Genomic DNA, 18,179 nt, shown 5'->3' with positions numbered 1-18,179 from the left:
GGGGGAGGGGTGCGATGGCGGACGGCACCGCCTACGGCGGCATGAGCGACCAGGACCTCCTGACCCGCCATGTCGCGGGTGACCCCGACGCCTTCGGTGAGCTGGTACGCCGCCACCGTGACCGTCTCTGGGCGGTCGCCCTGCGGACCCTGGGCGACCGGGAGGAGGCCGCCGACGCCGTGCAGGACGCTCTGGTCTCCGCCTACCGGGCCGCTCACACCTTCCGGGGGCAGTCCGCGGTCACCACCTGGCTGCACCGGATCACGGTCAACGCCTGCCTGGACCGGGCCCGCAAGGCGGCCTCGCGGAAGACCACTCCGGTGGACGACACCGAGCGTCTGGAGCAGCTGCTGGAGCCGCACGAGTCGGCGTCCGCGCCCGCCGAGCGCAACGATGTGCAGCGGCAGCTCGTGAAGGCGCTGGCCACCCTCCCGCCCGACCAGCGAGCCGCCCTGGTGCTGGTCGACATGCAGGGCTACCCCGTCGCCGAGGCCGCCCGGATCCTCGGCGTCCCCGTCGGTACGGTGAAGAGCCGCTGCGCCCGGGGCAGGGCCAGACTGCTGCCGCTGCTCGGTCATCTAAGGCCCGGGAGCCAGGGGGCGCCAGGGAAACCGGACGCGGAGGGGAACCGGGTACCGGGGCCGTCCGTCCCATCGGCAGGTACCCGGCGCGCCAGGCCGGCACCAGACCTGGGCTCCCCGGCCCCGGGACCGAACGATCCAGCTGCTGCGAAGGGCGGAGGTGGGCGAGCGTGACATCCACGGCGGACACGGCAGACCACCCGGACGTCACGGAGATCGCCGATCTCTCCGAGGGCCTCGTGACGCCCGACCGGGCTCAGGAACTGCGCCGACATCTGGATGCCTGCACCGCATGTGCGGACGTCCGTGCCTCGCTGGAGGAGATCCGGAGCCTGCTGGGCTCCGCTCCGGAGCCCGAGGGCATGCCCGACGACGTCGCGGCCCGGATCGACGCCGCCCTCGCCGCCGAGCGCACGGCCGACGGCCGGGAGGACGGCGCGCATGTTTCACGTGAAACGGCGGCGGCCCGCCCGGTGGCAGACCGTCCCGCGCCCCGTCCGGGGGCTCATCGCCCGGCCGGCCGTGCCATCGGCGCCGCCACCGGGCCGGGCCGCACGTCCCGCACACCCCGCGCCCGGCGCAGGTTCGGCATGCTCGCCACCGCTTGCACGGCGGCCGCCGTGGTGGTCGCCTCCGCTCTGCTGGCCGCCCTGCAGGACGACAAGAAGTCCCACACCGCGGCACAGGACCGACCCAGCACCTCTGCGGACACCTTCTCCGAAGGAACGCTCGAGCAGCAGGTGACCGAGCTGCTCGGCCCGGCGGAGCAGACACAAGACGCCGCGGAGCAGACACAAGACGCCACCGAGGCCCCGCACGGCTTCGGTACGTCCTCCGACGCCGGAGGGGCGGCCGGGACCGGTCACCCCACGGTGCTGAAGAGCGCCCCGACGACCTCGGTCCCGGCATGCGTCCGGGAGGGCCTCCGCACCTCCGACAGCCCGCTCGCCGCCGAGAAGGGGACCTATGCCGGCAAGGACGCCTATCTCGTCGTCCTGCCCGATCTCTCCGGCGATGCTGCCCGCGTCACCGCCTACGTCGTCGACGCGACCTGTGTCCGACAGCCCACGGCCCCGGCCACGGTGCTGCTGTCCCGCTCCTATCCCCGGCCCTGAGCACGCCCGACTCCACGGACCGTTCCCGGCCCTGGGCACCCCGGCCCGTGGACGCTCGCCGAGGTGTGCTCAGCCGAGGGAGCGTGCATCGGCCGCGTGCCGCCAGCCGGGTCCGCCGGCCGCCCCCGCACCCGTGCCGCGCTCGTCTCGGGGGCCGGCTGCCCGCGTCGTCTCCCCACCGCTGCGCCGGTGGCCCCGTGGTCTCCCGGTGCGTCCGGGCACGCCGGGAATGCAGGCCCCTTAGGATCCGTTGGGTGGGGTGAGAGTCAACGAGTAAGGCTCCCCCGGCCGTAGGACACCGTCCAGAGACGAGGAATCAAGCCGTGAGCGACGTCCGTAACGTGATCATCATCGGCTCCGGGCCTGCCGGCTACACGGCGGCGCTCTACACCGCCCGTGCGTCCCTGAAGCCGCTGGTGTTCGAAGGAGCCGTCACCGCCGGCGGTGCGCTGATGAACACCACCGAGGTGGAGAACTTCCCGGGCTTCCGCGACGGCATCATGGGTCCCGAGCTCATGGACAACATGCGTGCCCAGGCCGAGCGCTTCGGTGCCGAACTCGTTCCGGACGACATCGTCTCCGTCGACCTGACCGGTGAGATCAAGACGGTCACGGACACCTCCGGCACGGTGCACAAGGCGAAGGCGGTCATCGTCGCCACCGGCTCGCAGTACCGCAAGCTGGGTCTGCCGAACGAGGACGCCCTGTCGGGCCGCGGTGTCTCCTGGTGCGCCACCTGTGACGGCTTCTTCTTCAAGGACCAGGACATCGCCGTGGTCGGCGGTGGCGACACCGCGATGGAGGAGGCCACCTTCCTCTCCCGGTTCGCCAAGTCCGTGACGATCATCCACCGCCGGGACACCCTGCGCGCCTCCAAGGCGATGCAGGAGCGCGCCTTCGCCGACCCGAAGATCAAGTTCATCTGGGACAGCGAGGTCGCCGAGATCCAGGGCGACCAGAAACTGTCCGGGCTGAAGCTGCGCAACGTCAAGACCGGGGAGCTGACGGATCTGGCGGTGACCGGCCTGTTCATCGCGATCGGCCACGACCCGCGGACCGAGCTCTTCCAGGGGCAGCTCGACCTCGACGAGGAGGGCTACCTGAAGGTCGCCTCCCCGTCCACGCGCACCAACATCGCCGGTGTCTTTGCCGCCGGTGATGTTGTCGACCACACCTACCGGCAGGCCATCACCGCGGCCGGCACCGGTTGCTCCGCCGCTCTGGACGCCGAGCGCTACCTTGCCGCTCTCGCGGACACCGAGCAGCAGGCCGAGCCCGAGAAGACCACCGTCTGAGACTCTCTTCCATCCCACCGCCCGATTCACAGAAGGAGCCCGCCGTGGCAGGCACCCTGAAGAACGTGACCGACGCCTCCTTCGAGGAGGACGTCCTCAAGAGCGACAAGCCCGTCCTGGTGGACTTCTGGGCCTCCTGGTGCGGTCCCTGCCGCCAGATCGCCCCGTCCCTGGAGCAGATCGCCGCCGAGCACGGCGACAAGCTCGAGGTCGTCAAGCTCAACATCGACGAGAACCCGGCCACGGCCGCGAAGTACGGCGTCATGTCGATCCCGACGCTGAACGTCTACCAGAAGGGCGAGGTCGCCAAGACCATCGTCGGTGCCAAGTCGAAGGCTGCCCTTCTGCGTGACCTGGAGGACTTCATCTCCGAGTGACGACGCACGCCGTTGCAGTCGGCGGCGCGTGTTTCACGTGAAACAGGAAGGGGCCGACCCACTCGGGTCGGCCCCTTCTGCTGCTGTCCGGATGCCGAGCGGCAGTTCTTCTCCGTCGCCCTCGGTGAGATGTCGCACCGGTCAGAGAGGGCGGAGCGCCGGTTCCTTCTGCACCGCCCCCAACAGCCGGTCGATCGCCATCTCCACGTCTTCCTTCCAGGAGAGGGTCGACCGCAGTTCCAGCCGCAGCCGCGGATGCGCGGGATGATGCCGGACGGTCTTGAATCCCACCGCCAGCAGATGATCGGCCGGCAGCACACACGCGGGCTCCGTCCACCGGGCGTCCCCGAACGCCTCGATCGCCTTGAAGCCCCTGCGCAGTAGATCCTTGGCGACCGTCTGGACCATGACACGGCCCAGTCCCTGCCCCTGGTAGCCCGGCATGATGAACCCGGTCATCAGCAGCACCGCATCAGGGGACACCGGACTCGTGGGGAACGCCGTGGACCGCGGTACATAGGCAGGGGGAGCGTAGAGCACGAAGCCCACAGGAACATCGTCCACATAGACAACCCGGCCACAGGACCCCCAGTCCAGGAGAACGGCCGAGATCCAGGCCTCCTTCTCCAGAGCCGGCGTGCCCGCCTTCACCGCGGCCTCACCACTGACCGGATCGAGTTCCCAGAAGACGCACGCACGACAACGCTTGGGCAGGTCTTGAAGGTTGTCGAGTGTGAGCGGTAGGAGCTTGCGGCCCATGGAGGCTGTTCCTCGCTTCCTTCGCCTGCAACGTCACGAACGGCCATCGGCCGACAATGAGGAAAAAGCAGACTCGGTCGCATCGTAACCACGGATGCGATGCCCTCGATACCGTCTCACAGCACAGAGCGGGCCGTGTCCCGTACACACCGGAACACGGCCCGCATCGTCCGAGCGTCGTGGCCCGCCTCGAGCCGGAGCCGCACGCTCACCTACGTCTCAGCCGCCCGTCTCCTCCGTGGCGCCCTCCGCGAGGCTCTTCTGCAGCACCGGCCCTTCTCCCGGAGCCAGCGTGCTGAGAATGCGCTCCAGATCCTCCATGGAGGCGAACTCGACGGTGATCTTTCCCTTCTTCTGACCCAGGTCGACCTTCACCCGGGTGTCGAAGCGGTCGGAGAGCCGGGTGGCGAGCTCCGCCAGGGCCGGGGAGACCCGGGCGCCGGCACGTGGCCGCTTGGTGCGCGATGCCTTCTGCGGGCCGCCCCCCATCAGCTGGACGATCTCCTCGACGGCCCGGACCGAGAGCCCTTCCGCCACGATCCGGCGGGCCAGCCGGTCCTGCTCCTCCGGGTCCTCCACGGCCAGCAGCGCCCGGGCATGACCGGCGGACAGCACACCGGCAGCGACCCGGCTCTGCACCGCCGGCGGCAGCTTCAGCAGACGCAGGGTGTTCGAGACCTGCGGGCGGGAACGGCCGATGCGGTCGGCCAACTCGTCATGGGTGCAGTTGAAGTCCTTCAGCAGCTGGTCGTAGGCGGCCGCCTCTTCCAGAGGATTCAGCTGGGCCCGGTGGAGGTTCTCCAGCAGGGCGTCCAGCAGCATCTTGTCGTCGTCGGTGGCCCGTACGATCGCCGGGATCTTCTCGAACCCCGCCTCGCGGCAGGCCCGCCAGCGGCGCTCGCCCATGATGAGCTCGTAGCGCTCCGGCCCGAGCTGCCGTACGACCACGGGCTGAAGAAGACCCACTTCCTTGACCGAGGTGACCAGCTCGGCCAGCGGCTCCTCGTCGAAGACCTTGCGGGGCTGACGCGGGTTTTCCGTGATCTGGTCGAGGGGGATCTCGGCGAAGTGGGCGCCCATCGGAGGCGCCGGGATGCCCGCAGCGCTGCTCCCTGTTTCACGTGAAACCGGCGCCAGCCCGGCCACCTTGGCGGCGGCCACCCCACGGTCACTGCGCTCCGCCGTCAGCAGCGGACCTGCGGGCGAGGTGGTGGCCGCACCCCCCAGCGCCGCCTGAGCCGCCGCCTTCTCCCCGGTTGGGGCAGGAGGGATCAGTGCGCCCAGACCACGGCCCAACCCCCTCCGTCGCTCGCTCACTGCATCCCCTCCACCATGTTCGATTCGCTCGGTGCGCCGAGGTGGGCGTGGTCATAGCTGACCCCCACACCCCTCAGCGCGATTTCCCGCGCCGCCTCCAAATAGGAGAGAGCGCCGCTTGATCCAGGATCGTAAGTCAACACTGTCTGCCCGTAGCTGGGCGCCTCGGAGATACGGACGGAGCGCGGAATGCTCGTCCGCAGCACCTCGTCACCGAAGTGACCGCGCACCTCTTCCGCCACCTGGGCCGCCAGCCGGGTCCGGCCGTCGTACATGGTGAGCAGAATGGTCGACACATGGAGTGTGGGGTTGAGGTGGCCCCGCACCAGCTCGACGTTGCGCAGCAGCTGCCCCAAGCCCTCCAGGGCGTAGTACTCGCACTGGATCGGGATGAGCACTTCCTGTCCGGCCACCAGCGCATTGACCGTCAGCAGCCCCAGCGAGGGCGGGCAGTCGATGAAGATGTAGTCCAGCGGCTGCTCATAGGCGTTGATCGCTCGCTGCAGGCGACTCTCCCGCGCCACCAGGGACACCAGCTCGATCTCCGCACCGGCGAGGTCGATGGTGGCGGGGGCGCAGAAGAGGCCTTCCACGTCCCTGACGGGCTGAACGATCTCGGGCAGCGGCTTGCTGTCCACCAACACGTCGTAGATCGAGGGGACTTCGGCGTGGTGGTCGATCCCCAGTGCGGTGGACGCGTTCCCCTGCGGATCGAGGTCGATGACCAGCACACGATTGCCGTGCAGGGCCAGCGACGCGGCGAGATTGACGGTGGTCGTCGTCTTGCCGACGCCGCCCTTCTGGTTGGCGACCACGATGATGCGTGTCCGGTCCGGTCGCGGAAGCCCCTCGCCGGCGCGGCCCAGAGCCTCGACCGCCAGGTGGGCGGCTCGGCCGATCGGAGTGTCGTCCATCGGAGGCGGTGTTTCACGTGAAACGTTCTCCCCCGTCGACTCGGTACGGGGACCAGGGACCGGATCGGTCATCGGTCCCGCGATGTTGGCGTCGGACCGCAAGGATTCACTCTCCTCGACTTCAGGCTCGGGACAGACAGAGCCTCCCACGCCTTCCGGGTCGCGAACCAGTGAGGCCTGTCGTTCTGTGGAGAAAACCGGCTCTGTGGACAACCCCGTTCCCCCTCCCGGTGAACCGAGAGGCCTCCGGTCACGTGGTTGGGCCGCAGCGCGGCCACGGTTGATGATGCCGTGCAACAGTGAGCGACGTTTCACGTGAAACACGATGCACAGCAGCCGTGGCCGAACTGTCGCGACACTCCGTATTGCCCGAGTTCGGCAGCTGGTGTGGAGTAGGAGCCGCCGATGCGGGTTGTCAGCGGCGGCGCCGGGCGCGGCCCGTCCGGGCGGCCTTCGCCCGCTTGGCCGCGAAGCGCACACCGCCGGGGCTCTCCCCGACCTCGACGCGCACCACGGTGGACAGGGGCTGCACCACTCCCTCGCCCACATGCAGGATGGACGTCTCCACCGCACCGAGCTTGCTCAGCGCGGTGGCGGCGCTCTTCAGTTCCTGCTCGGCCGTGTCGCCCTTGAGCGCGAGCATCTCGCCGTACGGGCGCAGCAGGGGAATGCCCCAGGTGGCCAGCCGGTCCAGCGGCGCGACGGCACGGGCGGTCACCACATGCACCGGCGGCAGCTTGCCCAGGACCTCTTCGGCCCGGCCTCGTACCACGGTCACATGGTCGAGCCCGAGCAGCTCGACGACCTCGGTGAGGAAGTTGGTGCGGCGCAGCAGCGGCTCCAGGAGAGTGATCTTCAGGTCGTCCCGGACCAGGGCCAGGGGGATGCCCGGCAGGCCGGCACCGGAGCCCACGTCGCACACCGTCACCCCCTCGGGCACCACCTCGGAGAGCACGGCGCAGTTCAGCAGGTGCCGCTCCCACAGGCGCGGCACCTCCCGCGGGCCGATGAGCCCTCGCTGCACTCCTGCCTCGGCCAGCAGCTCGGCGTACCGGACCGCGTCCGCGAAGCGCTCACCGAATACGTCGCGTGCCTGCTCGGGCGCAGGGGGAAGCTCAGCTGCCTCCGTCACGGGGACCGTCCTTCCGTACCGCATCAGCGCATCCGCGCCGACCGTTCAGAACTATCAGGCTGATGAGAAAGTTTCGGCCCCGCCTGCGCTACAGACGGGGCCGAAGGGACTGGGGTACCGCTCAGGCGGGGAGCACGACGACGAAGCGCTGCGGCTCCTCGCCCTCGGACTCGCTGCGCAGGCCCGCGGCCTTGACCGCGTCGTGCACCACCTTGCGCTCGAACGGAGTCATCGGCTTCAGCCGAACGGCCTCGCCGGTGCTCTTGACCTCGGCCGCGACCTTGGCGCCCAGCTCGGACAGCTCGGCCCGCTTGCGGGCGCGGTAGCCGGCGATGTCCAGCATCAGACGGCTGCGGTCACCGGTCTCCCGGTGCACGGCCAGCCGTGTCAGCTCCTGCAGCGCCTCCAGCACCTCGCCGTCCCGGCCGACCAGCTTCTGCAGGTCGCGGCTGCCCGTGTCGCTGATGATCGACACGGAGGCGCGGTCGCCCTCGACGTCCATGTCGATGTCGCCGTCGAGATCGGCGATGTCCAGCAGACCCTCGAGGTAGTCCGCCGCGATGTCGCCCTCCTGCTCCAGGCGGGTCAGGGTGTCTGCATCCACGGCAGCGGCGGAGGTGGTGCCTTCCGTCACGGGATGGGCTCCTTCTTACTTCTTGGACGGGGACTTCGGCCGCTGCGGGCCCTTGCGCTGGCCGGACTGGGCCCTGCTGCGCTGGCCGGACTGGGCCTTGCTGCGGGCACCGTTCCCGGGCTTCTGGGCGTTCTGGCCGGCGGCGTCCTGGGGGCGGTCGGACGTGGCTGTGGTGGACGCAGCGGACTCGCCGCCGGCGGCCTTCGCACCGCCCGACTGACGCTGGGCCTTGGTCAGCCGCTTGGGCTGCTGGCGCCGGGCCGCGGTCGTGGTCGCTCCGTCCGCGGCCTGGGCCACGGCGGCCGCGTCGCTCTTCACCACGGTGCCGTCGGCCTGGGCCGCCAGGCCGGCCTTGTTCAGCCCGTTGATGAACTTGCGCTCGAACTCGTTGCGGTCGCGGCCCTTGGCGACGATCGCCTTGACGATCGCACGCTCACGCCGGTTGCGGGTCTTGCCGTGCTGCGTGACGTGCTTGTACAGACGCTCCAGGTAGGCGGCCTGGGCCTTGGACCCCGGGGTCGGGTTGTTATGGATGATGTACATCTGCTGGCCCATGGTCCACACGTTGGTGGTCAGCCAGTAGACGAGGACACCGACCGGGAAGTTGATGCCGAAGACGGCGAACATGATCGGGAAGACGTACATCAGCATCTTCTGCTGCTGCATGAACGGCGTCTTCACCGTGGTGTCGACGTTCTTCGTCATCAGCTGGCGCTGCGTGAAGAACTGCGAGGCCGACATCAGCACGATCATGACCGCGGTGACGATCCGGACGTCGGTCAGCGAGGCGCCGAGAGCCGCGACCTTGTCGGAGCTGTCCATGAACTTCGCGGCCAGCGGGGCGCCGACGATGTGCGCGTTACGGGCGCTGGCGAGCAGCGGCTCGTTGATGACACCGATGGTCTTGCCGGTCGCGATCGCGTTGAGCACGTGATACAGGGCGAAGAAGAACGGCGACTGCGCCAGGATGGGAAGGCACGAGGAGAGCGGGTTGGTGCCCGTCTCCTTGTACAGCTTCATCATCTCTTCGGACTGACGCTGCCGGTCGTTCTTGTAGCGCTCCTGGATCTTCTTCATCTCCGGCTGGAGCGTCTGCATCGCGCGCGTCGCCTTGATCTGCTTCACGAAGAGCGGGATCAGGCAGATGCGGATGAGGATCACCAGGGACACGATGGACAGGCCCCACGCCCACCCTGAGTCGGCGCCGAAGAGGGCGCCGTACACCTTGTGGAACTGGACGATGATCCAGGAGACGGGCCAGGTGATGAAACTGAAGAGGCTGGCAATCGTGTCCACTAATCATGCTCCTTGGGCATGGGACGAGGTCTTCGCGGCCGGGCTCGACGGAACGAGTCCGCCGGTGGCCGGTTCGGCGGCGGAGGGCCCGCCCTTGCGTGCGCGCCAGGCGTCGCGCAGCAGTTCGTGCCACCGCGGGCGCTTGCGCGGCGGAACATGGTCCACGCCGCCCAGCGACCACGGATTGCACCGCAGGATGCGCCAGGCGGTCAGCGCCGTGCCCTTGATCGCACCATGCCGGTCGATGGCTGTGTAGCCGTAGTGGGAACACGACGGGTAGTACTTGCACACCGGCCCGAGCAACAGGCTGATGGTCCACTGGTACAGCTTGATCAGCGCCAGCAGCGGGTACTTCATCGCGCGCCCCCTCCCAGCAGTCGTCGAAGGGCGGCATCCAGATCTCGGGCCAGCTGTGCGGAGTCGGCGTCACCCGCCCCGGGCAGCGCTCGTACGACTACCAGGCTACCGGGGGGAAGCTGACCGATCCGGTCACGCATCAGATGACGAAGTCTGCGCTTCACGGTATTGCGCACGACCGCGCCACCCACGGCCTTGCTCACGACGAAACCCGCACGCGGCCGAGGAGCGCTCTCCCCAGGCGCGTGCGGGTCCGTGGCACCGCAACGAAGGTGGACGACGAGGAGCGGGCGGCCTGCCCGGCGCCCTCGTCGTACAGCGGTCGCGAAGTCTTCGCGCCGCCTCAGCCGGTTCTCGGTGGGCAGCACGACGTCATGACCTGACCGGGATCAGGCGGACAGACGGGCGCGACCCTTGCTCCGGCGGGACGCGAGAATCGCGCGGCCGGCACGGGTGCGCATACGCAGCCGGAAGCCGTGGGTCTTCGCGCGGCGACGGTTGTTCGGCTGGAAGGTGCGCTTGCTCACTCGGGGGCTCCAGAAAAAGTTCGGTAGTGGCGGGGTGCCGTCCTGGCTGTCACCGTGCGCCCACGAGTAGCTCGCAGTGACGCCCGAGTGCACCGCTTCCCGATCACCTGACGTGATCCGTGCCCTTCGGAGGCAGGCGGCAGCAGCCATCGACAACTCGACCTGGTTACGGTACGCGGGCTCGCGGCATCCGGTCAAACCAGCCCGGCTCGCGACCGGCTTGTCCACAGGCTGGGGACAACAACTTGAACCGCACCCGCCGCGCTGACTACCGTGGCTGGACTCCCATTCGTTCCTGTCCCCCGTTTACATCCCGACCCGTCCCGAACCACACGTTCGTGGGACCCGTGAGAGAGCGTGCCCTGTGGCTGACGTACCCGCCGATCTTGCCGCAGTGTGGCCGCGAGTACTGGAGCAGCTCCTCGGGGAGGGCCGCGGACAGGGCGTCGAGGCGAAGGACGAACACTGGATCCGCCGGTGCCAGCCGCTCGCGCTGGTCGCGGACACCGCCCTGCTCGCCGTGCCGAACGAGTTCGCCAAGGGCGTGCTCGAAGGCCGCCTCGCCCCGGTCGTCAGCGAGACCCTGACCCGGGAGTGCGGCCGGCCGATCCGGATCGCGATCACCGTCGACAGCTCCGTGGGCGAGTCCCGCCCGCCTGCCTCGCCGACCCCTGCGCCGCGCTACGAGGAGCAGGAGCTGCCCACCGGTCAGGGCGGCTACGAGGGCTACGGCCGGCACCGCGCCGACCATCTGTCCGACAGCCCGCGCCCCTCCCGCGCCGACCAGCATCCGGGCGCGCCCGGCGAGCAGCTGCCGCCGCCGCGCACCGGCCCGTCCGACGGCGACTCGCTGCCCACCGCCCGCCCGGCCTACCCCGCGGAGTACACCGACTACGCCGAGTACCAGCGCACCGAGCCCGGTGCCTGGCCGCGCCACGGCCAGGACGACTACGGCTGGCAGCAGCGTCGGCTCGGCTACCCCGAACGCGACCCGTACGCCCAGCCCGCGCAGGAGCCCCCGTACGGCTCCCGCGACGGCTACGGCGCCGCGGACGCGTACGGCAGCGGAGCGGACTCCTACACCGCGGCACCGCAGGACTACCGTGCGCGTCCGGTGGACCGCCCGTCGTACGACCCGTCCCGCGCGGACTACGACTCCGCCCGCGGCGAGTACGAGCAGCGGGACTTCGAGACACGCGACTTCGAGACACGCGAGTACGAGGCACGCGACTACGAGCAGCACGAGCCGGGGCGCCGTGAGCCGTCCGCCGGCTCGGGGCCCGTGCACCGGACGGGGCCAGCCGGCTCGGGCGCGGGTGTCCACGGCCCGTCGGGCGGCCAGCCGTCCTCGGGCGGCCATCCCGGCGAGCCGACGGCGCGACTGAACCCGAAGTACCTGTTCGACACGTTCGTGATCGGCGCCTCCAACCGGTTCGCGCACGCGGCCGCGGTCGCCGTCGCCGAGGCTCCCGCGAAGGCGTACAACCCGCTGTTCATCTACGGCGAGTCCGGGCTCGGCAAGACGCACCTGCTGCACGCCATCGGGCACTACGCGCGCAGCCTGTACCCGGGCACGCGGGTGCGGTACGTCAGCTCGGAGGAGTTCACCAACGAGTTCATCAACTCCATCCGCGACGGCAAGGGCGACAGCTTCCGCAAGCGCTACCGCGAGATGGACATCCTGCTCGTCGACGACATCCAGTTCCTCGCGGACAAGGAGTCGACGCAGGAGGAGTTCTTCCACACGTTCAACACCCTGCACAACGCCAACAAGCAGATCGTGCTCAGCAGTGACCGGCCGCCCAAGCAGCTGGTCACGCTGGAGGACCGGCTGCGCAACCGCTTCGAGTGGGGACTGATCACCGACGTCCAGCCGCCGGAGCTGGAGACGCGCATCGCGATCCTGCGCAAGAAGGCGGTGCAGGAGCAGCTGAACGCCCCGCCGGAGGTGCTGGAGTTCATCGCCTCCCGCATCTCGCGCAACATCCGCGAGCTGGAGGGCGCGCTGATCCGGGTCACGGCGTTCGCGTCGCTGAACCGGCAGCCGGTGGACCTGGGTCTGACGGAGATCGTCCTGAAGGACCTGATCCCCGGCGGGGAGGACACCGCCCCGGAGATCACGGCGACGGCGATCATGGCAGCCACCGCCGACTACTTCGGGCTGACGGTGGAGGACCTGTGCGGCACCTCGCGCGGGCGTGCGCTGGTCACGGCACGGCAGATCGCGATGTACCTGTGCCGGGAGCTGACCGACCTGTCCCTGCCGAAGATCGGCGCTCAGTTCGGCGGCCGCGACCACACGACCGTCATGCACGCCGACCGCAAGATCCGCGCGCTGATGGCCGAGCGGCGCTCCATCTACAACCAGGTCACCGAGCTGACGAACCGGATCAAGAACGGCTGACGACCGCCGCAGCGCATGTGCAGGGCGCCCCGGGAGCGATCCCGCGGGCGCCCTTCGCGTGTCCGCAGGCACCCTGCACGTATCCGGGGGCACCCTGCGCGTATCCGGGGGCGGCGGGAGCGGTACCGCGGGCAGCCCTGGATCGTCCCGTTCCCGGGCCCGTGCCACGCAACGGCCGGGAGCGCGGCTCACAGGCCGGGTTGCGGACACGGTCCGGACCCGGGCCGGCGCCGGCCCGGCAGCCGTCCCGGGCGGTCCACGGACGCGCACCACGCAACCGGGAAGCGCCCCACAAGGCCGTGTCCCGCGCCCCACCTCACGCGCTCCGGAAGCGGCCGGCGGCACCCGACGAGCTCGCGTCACGCCGTCCGGCGACCAACCGGCCGGCAGCGCCCCACGGTCCACCGGCACACGGCCCACAGCCTCTGGCACGTCCGCAGCCCTCAGCACGTCCGCAGCCCCGCCACACGGTCCCGGCCCCGGCAAGCCGATCGCGCCAACAGGCCCGGCCGGCCCCGCTGTTCGAATACCGGCTTGGTTACGGCTCTTCTCCACAGATTCGGCGACTTTTTTCCGTCCACACGCTGGGGACCGGGAAGTTGTCCCGATCAGCATCCACAGCTGTGCTGTGCGAGAGTCGTCCTCCCAGCTCACGGGCCTGTGGACTCGTGGACGAACACCTTCCACAGGCTGTGGACGACGGGTCGGTCCACAGTCCGTGCCGTACGTTGTCCACCGGTGACCCACAGGTTGTGGGCGGTTGTCCCCAGCGATCGGCGTCTTCTCCACACCCCTGTCCACTGTTCGGCAAGACGCCACCCCCGCTCACTGCGTCGAGTGAAAGCCGTCACACGGAGCTGCCGGACCGGGATGTGGGAAACGAGCGCAAAACTGGGGACGCAGCTGGGGAGAACCCGCCTCGGCCTGTGGGTGGGATGTGCAGAACTTCCTGTTCTCCACAGAGCCCCCGAGTTGTCCACGACGGGCGCCCACAGGGTCCGTGGACAAAATCGCGGCGCCGACCTGCGGAAACGTGGTTATCCACGGTATCCACAGGGCCTACTACTACCCCCGACGAGAGAGAGCGCGGGATTCGTTTCGAGGTGGGCCCTGTGCACAACTGCCCGCCGCGAGCCCGGCTGCCCCGGGCGACGAGCCGACCGCGACGGGCCCCTACTGTCGGTGCGGTACGTCAGACTGGTCCCGGGAGTCCTTCCCGTCCCGTAGGGCGGTGACACCGCACAGGACTCAGGAGCACCCGAAGGCAACAGCAGCAGGAGGCGGCTTACGGTGAAGATCCGGGTGGAACGCGACGTACTCGCGGAGGCAGTGGCCTGGGCGGCACGCAGCCTCCCGGCCCGTCCGCCGGCGCCTGTCCTCGCCGGCCTGCTGCTCAAGGCCGAGGACGGCCAGCTGAGCCTGTCCAGCTTCGACTACGAGGTCTCCGCGCGCGTGTCGGTGGAGGCCGAGGTCGAGGAGGAGGGCACGGTCCTGGTCTCCGGCCGCCTGCTCGCCGACATCTCCCGCGCGCTGCCCAACCGCCCGGTGGAGATCTCCACCGACGGGGTGCGGGCGACCGTGGTCTGCGGCTCCTCGCGGTTCACCCTCCACACCCTGCCGGTGGAGGAGTACCCGGCCCTGCCGCAGATGCCGAACGCCACGGGCACCGTCCCCGGCGAGGTCTTCTCCGCCGCGGTGCAGCAGGTCGCGATCGCGGCCGGCCGGGACGACACGCTTCCCGTCCTGACCGGTGTCCGCATCGAGATCGAGGGCGACACCGTGACGCTGGCCTCCACCGACCGCTACCGCTTCGCGGTCCGGGAGTTCCTGTGGAAGCCGGAGAACCCGGACGCCTCCGCGGTCGCCCTGGTCCCGGCGAAGACCCTGCTGGACACCGCCAAGTCGCTGACCGGCGGGGACAGCGTCACGCTCGCGCTGTCCGGCTCGGGCGCCGGCGAGGGCCTGATCGGTTTCGAGGGCTCCGGGCGCCGGACGACCACCCGCCTGCTCGAGGGCGACCTGCCGAAGTACCGCACGCTGTTCCCGACGGAGTTCAACTCGGTGGCCACCATCGAGACCGCTCCGTTCGTCGAGGCCGTCAAGCGTGTGTCCCTGGTCGCGGAGCGCAACACCCCGGTGCGGCTGAGCTTCGAGCAGGGCGTGCTGGTGCTGGAGGCCGGAAGCAGCGACGACGCACAGGCTGTGGAGCGGATCGACGCCCAGCTGGACGGCGACGACATCTCGATCGCCTTCAACCCGACGTTCCTGCTGGACGGCCTGAGCGCCATCGACTCCCCGGTGGCCCAGCTGTCCTTCACCACCTCCACCAAGCCGGCGCTGCTCAACGGCAAGCCGGCGGTGGACGCCGAGGCGGACGAGTCGTACAAGTACCTGATCATGCCGGTGCGGCTGAGCGGCTGAGCCCTGCGCGGCGGTGGTCCTCACCCCCCGTGGGGCCACCGCACGACGGCCTCGGGCGTGTGCGTTTGAGCGCCTATGCCCACGGATGTGCGTGAAGATCCGGGTTTAGGCTCGGACGCGGGTACGAATGTGCCCTCACGCCACGTCGGACACCACTAAGGAACACAACTGATGGAGCTCGGTCTCGTCGGCCTCGGCAAGATGGGCGGCAACATGCGCGAGCGGATCCGCCGCGCGGGCCACACCGTCATCGGATACGACCGCAACCCGGACCTCGCGGACGTCCACAGCCTCAAGGAACTCGTGGACAAGCTGCAGGGCCCGCGCGTCGTCTGGGTGATGGTGCCGGCCGGTGCCCCGACCCAGTCGACCATCGACGAACTCGCCGAGCTGCTCGAGCCCGGTGACGTGGTCGTCGACGGCGGCAACTCCCGCTGGACCGACGACGAGAAGCACGCCGAGCAGCTGGCCGCCAAGGGCATAGGCTTCGTCGACTGCGGCGTCTCCGGCGGTGTGTGGGGCCTGGAGAACGGCTACGCCCTGATGTACGGCGGTGACGCCGAGCACATCGCCAAGGTGCAGCCGATCTTCGACGCGCTCAAGCCGGAGGGCGAGTTCGGCTCGGTGCACGCCGGCAAGGTCGGCGCGGGCCACTTCGCGAAGATGGTCCACAACGGCATCGAGTACGCGATGATGCAGGCCTACGCCGAGGGCTGGGAGCTGCTGGAGAAGGTCGACAGCGTCGACAACGTCCGGGAGATCTTCCGCTCCTGGCAGCGCGGCACCGTCATCCGCTCCTGGCTGCTCGACCTCGCGGTCAACGCCCTCGACGAGGACGAGCACCTCGACGCCCTGCGCGGCTACGCCCAGGACTCCGGCGAGGGCCGGTGGACCGTGGAGGCCGCCATCGACAACGCCGTGCCGCTGCCCGCGATCACCGCCTCGCTGTTCGCGCGCTTCTCCTCCCGCCAGGAGGACTCGCCGCAGATGAAGATGATCGCGGCGCTGCGCAACCAGTTCGGCGGCCACGCCGTCGAGAAGAAGGCCTGAGCGGCTCCGCCGTCACAGGCAAGCAGTCCCACCGGACCGTGCGGCACGGTCCACGACGCGCAAGGAGGCCGGCACCAGCCATGCACGTGACGCATCTGTCGCTGGCCGACTTCCGTTCCTACGCCCGGGCCGAGGTCCCGCTCGGCCCGGGCGTCACCGCCTTCGTCGGTCCCAACGGACAGGGCAAGACCAACCTCGTCGAGGCCGTCGGCTATCTCGCCACCCTCGGCAGCCACCGGGTCGCCTCCGACGCCCCCCTGGTCCGCATGGGAGCCGAGCGGGCGGTGATCCGGGCGCAGGTCAGGCAGGGCGACCGGCAGCAGCTGGTCGAACTGGAACTCAACCCGGGCAAGGCCAACCGCGCCCGCATCAACCGCTCCTCCCAGGTCAGACCGCGCGACGTGCTGGGCATCGTGCGCACCGTGCTGTTCGCGCCCGAGGACCTCGCCCTGGTCAAGGGCGACCCGGGCGAGCGGCGCCGCTTCCTGGACGAGCTGATCACGGCCCGCTCCCCGCGGATGGCGGGCGTGAGGGCCGACTACGAACGCGTCCTGAAACAGCGCAACACCCTGCTGAAGACCGCGGCGCTGGCCCGCCGGCACGGCGGCCGCACGCTGGATCTGTCCACGCTGGACGTCTGGGACCAGCACCTGGCCCGGGCGGGCGCCGAACTCCTCGCCCGGCGCCTGGATCTGATCACCGCGCTCGAGCCGCTGGCCGCGAAGGCCTACGACCAGCTGGCCCCGCAGGGCGGCCCGGTCGCCCTGGAGTACAAGCCGTCCGCGCCCGGCGAGGCGCACACCCGCGAGGACCTGTACGCCCAGCTGATGGCCGCGCTCACGGACGTCCGCAAGCAGGAGATCGAACGGGGCGTCACGCTCGTCGGCCCGCACCGCGACGACCTGGTGCTCAAGCTCGGCCGGCTGCCCGCCAAGGGTTACGCCTCCCACGGCGAGTCCTGGTCGTTCGCCCTGGCCCTGCGGCTGGCCTCGTACGACCTGCTGCGCGCGGAGGGCAACGAGCCGGTGCTGATCCTCGACGACGTCTTCGCCGAGCTGGACGCCCGGCGCCGCGAGCGGCTCGCCGAGCTGGTCGCGCCCGGCGAACAGGTACTGGTGACCGCGGCGGTCGACGAGGACGTGCCGCGGATGCTGGCCGGCAGCAGATTCGCGGTGTCCGGCGGGACGGTGGAGCGGGTATGAGCGGCGAGGCGGATCCGGCGGGCCGGCGCGGCACGGCCCCCGTGCCCCGGCAGTCCCCGCCGCCCGGCGCGCAGCCGTCCACCCCCTCCGGCGTCGACCTGGCACGGGTGGCGCTGCGCGCGGCCAAGGAGGCGGCCCGCGCACGAGGCCAGGCGGCACAGTCCCAGCGGCGGGGGCGGCGCACCGGATCGCGGCCCGTGGTGCGCACCGACGGCCGCGAACCGATGGCGCTGGGCGCGGCGATCAACCGGCTGATCACCGAGCGGGGCTGGGAGACCCCGGCCGCCGTCGGCGGGGTGATGGGGCGCTGGCCGCAGATCGTCGGCGACGATCTGGCCAAGCACTGTGTGCCGCAGCGCTACGACGAGGACGAGCGGGTGCTGACGGTCCAGTGCGACTCCACGGCCTGGGCGACCCAGCTGCGGGTGCTCGCCCCCTCGCTCGTGGCCCGGCTCAACGAGGCGCTCGGGCACGGCACGGTGCGGATGATCCGTGTGCTCAACCCCGGCGGAGCCCCCCGGCGCCACGGCCCGCTGCGCGCTCCGGGCAGCACGGGCCCCGGCGACACCTATGGGTGACACACTTCACATCACACCGTGACGAAGGGCCGTGCGCGCCCCTGCCTGTGCGGTGCGCGACCTGTCCGTACGTCTGTGTGCACACCCCCTGACCCGTGGGTAGCGAAGGGTTGACGGCTCGAAGCTCTGAGTGCCGCTGTGAGCCTCTTGGAACCCCCATCCGCATATCGGGACCCGCCCGAGTCCGGTTCAGGGCGGCACATGCGGCCTCAGGGACCCG

At 70.2% G+C, this 18,179-nt stretch carries 18 protein-coding genes; 9 read left to right on the top strand and 9 right to left on the bottom strand.

Annotation, left to right across the window (positions count from 1 at the left end; all coding sequences use genetic code 11):
- Window positions 1–14 precede the first annotated feature (14 nt).
- The 4 genes from sigM to trxA all read left to right on the top strand — a co-directional run bounded on the left by sigM (window position 15) and on the right by trxA (window position 3,368).
- The gene (gene sigM / locus OG899_RS13525) at window positions 15–755 is read left to right on the top strand and encodes an RNA polymerase sigma factor SigM (RefSeq protein WP_168131837.1); all 741 of its coding nucleotides are present in this window, start codon (window positions 15–17) and stop codon (window positions 753–755) included.
- Window positions 752–1,696 (top strand): hypothetical protein, encoded by a 945-nt coding sequence (locus tag OG899_RS13520; protein ID WP_168131838.1) that lies wholly within the window; start codon window positions 752–754, stop codon window positions 1,694–1,696. Before sigM ends, OG899_RS13520 begins: the two co-directional genes overlap by 4 nt.
- 323 nt (window positions 1,697–2,019) lie before the next feature.
- Window positions 2,020–2,991: a thioredoxin-disulfide reductase gene (trxB, locus tag OG899_RS13515; RefSeq protein ID WP_125496692.1), complete on the top strand. Its 972-nt coding sequence runs from the start codon at window positions 2,020–2,022 to the stop codon at window positions 2,989–2,991.
- A gap of 44 nt (window positions 2,992–3,035) precedes the next feature.
- Window positions 3,036–3,368, top strand: coding sequence for a thioredoxin (gene trxA / locus OG899_RS13510; RefSeq protein ID WP_168131839.1), 333 nt, complete (start codon window positions 3,036–3,038; stop codon window positions 3,366–3,368).
- Window positions 3,369–3,509: 141 nt separating this feature from the next.
- Here the strand turns inward: trxA and OG899_RS13505 are convergent, their stop codons facing one another.
- The 9 genes from OG899_RS13505 to rpmH all read right to left on the bottom strand — a co-directional run bounded on the left by OG899_RS13505 (window position 3,510) and on the right by rpmH (window position 10,304).
- The gene (locus OG899_RS13505; protein ID WP_125496690.1) at window positions 3,510–4,127 is read right to left on the bottom strand and encodes a GNAT family N-acetyltransferase; all 618 of its coding nucleotides are present in this window, start codon (window positions 4,125–4,127) and stop codon (window positions 3,510–3,512) included.
- Between the two features lie 219 nt (window positions 4,128–4,346).
- The gene (locus tag OG899_RS13500) at window positions 4,347–5,444 is read right to left on the bottom strand and encodes a ParB/RepB/Spo0J family partition protein (protein ID WP_125496689.1); all 1,098 of its coding nucleotides are present in this window, start codon (window positions 5,442–5,444) and stop codon (window positions 4,347–4,349) included.
- Window positions 5,441–6,508 (bottom strand): ParA family protein, encoded by a 1,068-nt coding sequence (locus OG899_RS13495; protein WP_125496688.1) that lies wholly within the window; start codon window positions 6,506–6,508, stop codon window positions 5,441–5,443. Before OG899_RS13495 ends, OG899_RS13500 begins: the two co-directional genes overlap by 4 nt.
- Before the next feature lie 265 nt (window positions 6,509–6,773).
- The gene (gene rsmG, locus OG899_RS13490; RefSeq protein ID WP_168131840.1) at window positions 6,774–7,490 is read right to left on the bottom strand and encodes a 16S rRNA (guanine(527)-N(7))-methyltransferase RsmG; all 717 of its coding nucleotides are present in this window, start codon (window positions 7,488–7,490) and stop codon (window positions 6,774–6,776) included.
- A gap of 121 nt (window positions 7,491–7,611) precedes the next feature.
- A complete protein-coding gene (locus OG899_RS13485) occupies window positions 7,612–8,124 on the bottom strand; it encodes a R3H domain-containing nucleic acid-binding protein (protein WP_125496686.1) in 513 nt (170 codons plus the stop codon).
- 15 nt (window positions 8,125–8,139) lie between these two features.
- The gene (yidC, locus tag OG899_RS13480) at window positions 8,140–9,420 is read right to left on the bottom strand and encodes a membrane protein insertase YidC (RefSeq protein ID WP_125496685.1); all 1,281 of its coding nucleotides are present in this window, start codon (window positions 9,418–9,420) and stop codon (window positions 8,140–8,142) included.
- A gap of 3 nt (window positions 9,421–9,423) precedes the next feature.
- Complete coding sequence (gene yidD / locus OG899_RS13475) at window positions 9,424–9,777, bottom strand: membrane protein insertion efficiency factor YidD (protein ID WP_406311042.1); 354 nt, start codon at window positions 9,775–9,777, stop codon at window positions 9,424–9,426.
- Entirely contained in the window at window positions 9,774–10,145 is a 372-nt protein-coding gene (gene rnpA / locus OG899_RS13470) for a ribonuclease P protein component (RefSeq protein ID WP_125496683.1), read from the bottom strand. Before rnpA ends, yidD begins: the two co-directional genes overlap by 4 nt.
- Window positions 10,146–10,166: 21 nt before the next feature.
- A complete protein-coding gene (rpmH, locus tag OG899_RS13465) occupies window positions 10,167–10,304 on the bottom strand; it encodes a 50S ribosomal protein L34 (protein ID WP_003956500.1) in 138 nt (45 codons plus the stop codon).
- A gap of 364 nt (window positions 10,305–10,668) precedes the next feature.
- On the opposite strand from rpmH, the gene dnaA reads away from it, so the two are divergent.
- From dnaA to OG899_RS13440, 5 genes are all read left to right on the top strand, one after another.
- A complete protein-coding gene (gene dnaA, locus OG899_RS13460; protein ID WP_168131841.1) occupies window positions 10,669–12,708 on the top strand; it encodes a chromosomal replication initiator protein DnaA in 2,040 nt (679 codons plus the stop codon).
- A 1,290-nt stretch (window positions 12,709–13,998) separates the two neighbouring features.
- On the top strand, window positions 13,999–15,129 hold the full coding sequence (gene dnaN, locus OG899_RS13455) for a DNA polymerase III subunit beta (protein ID WP_125496681.1): 1,131 nt from the start codon (window positions 13,999–14,001) through the stop codon (window positions 15,127–15,129).
- Between the two features lie 171 nt (window positions 15,130–15,300).
- Window positions 15,301–16,179, top strand: a complete 879-nt coding sequence (gene gnd / locus OG899_RS13450) for a phosphogluconate dehydrogenase (NAD(+)-dependent, decarboxylating) (RefSeq protein WP_125496680.1) — start codon at window positions 15,301–15,303, stop codon at window positions 16,177–16,179.
- An 80-nt stretch (window positions 16,180–16,259) separates the two neighbouring features.
- Window positions 16,260–17,381, top strand: coding sequence for a DNA replication/repair protein RecF (gene recF / locus OG899_RS13445; protein ID WP_125496679.1), 1,122 nt, complete (start codon window positions 16,260–16,262; stop codon window positions 17,379–17,381).
- Complete coding sequence (locus OG899_RS13440) at window positions 17,378–17,959, top strand: DUF721 domain-containing protein (protein ID WP_189427938.1); 582 nt, start codon at window positions 17,378–17,380, stop codon at window positions 17,957–17,959. The genes recF and OG899_RS13440 overlap by 4 nt, the downstream gene beginning before the upstream one ends.
- Window positions 17,960–18,179: the final 220 nt, after the last annotated feature.

Origin of the sequence: Streptomyces thermoviolaceus (assembly GCF_045209695.1) — a bacterium.
In the GTDB taxonomy this organism is placed as follows: domain Bacteria; phylum Actinomycetota; class Actinomycetes; order Streptomycetales; family Streptomycetaceae; genus Streptomyces; species Streptomyces thermoviolaceus.
The sequence above is the reverse complement of the archived record's forward strand: the minus strand, read 5'-3'. Positions and strand labels throughout refer to the sequence as shown.

Coding starts and splice junctions, on each gene's coding strand:
- sigM (WP_168131837.1), top strand. CDS start 15: ATGGCGGACGGCACCGCCTACGGCGGCATGAGCGACCAGGACCTCCTG.
- OG899_RS13505 (WP_125496690.1), bottom strand. CDS start 4,127: ATGGGCCGCAAGCTCCTACCGCTCACACTCGACAACCTTCAAGACCTG.
- yidD (WP_406311042.1), bottom strand. CDS start 9,777: ATGAAGTACCCGCTGCTGGCGCTGATCAAGCTGTACCAGTGGACCATC.
- gnd (WP_125496680.1), top strand. CDS start 15,301: ATGGAGCTCGGTCTCGTCGGCCTCGGCAAGATGGGCGGCAACATGCGC.
- recF (WP_125496679.1), top strand. CDS start 16,260: ATGCACGTGACGCATCTGTCGCTGGCCGACTTCCGTTCCTACGCCCGG.
- OG899_RS13440 (WP_189427938.1), top strand. CDS start 17,378: ATGAGCGGCGAGGCGGATCCGGCGGGCCGGCGCGGCACGGCCCCCGTG.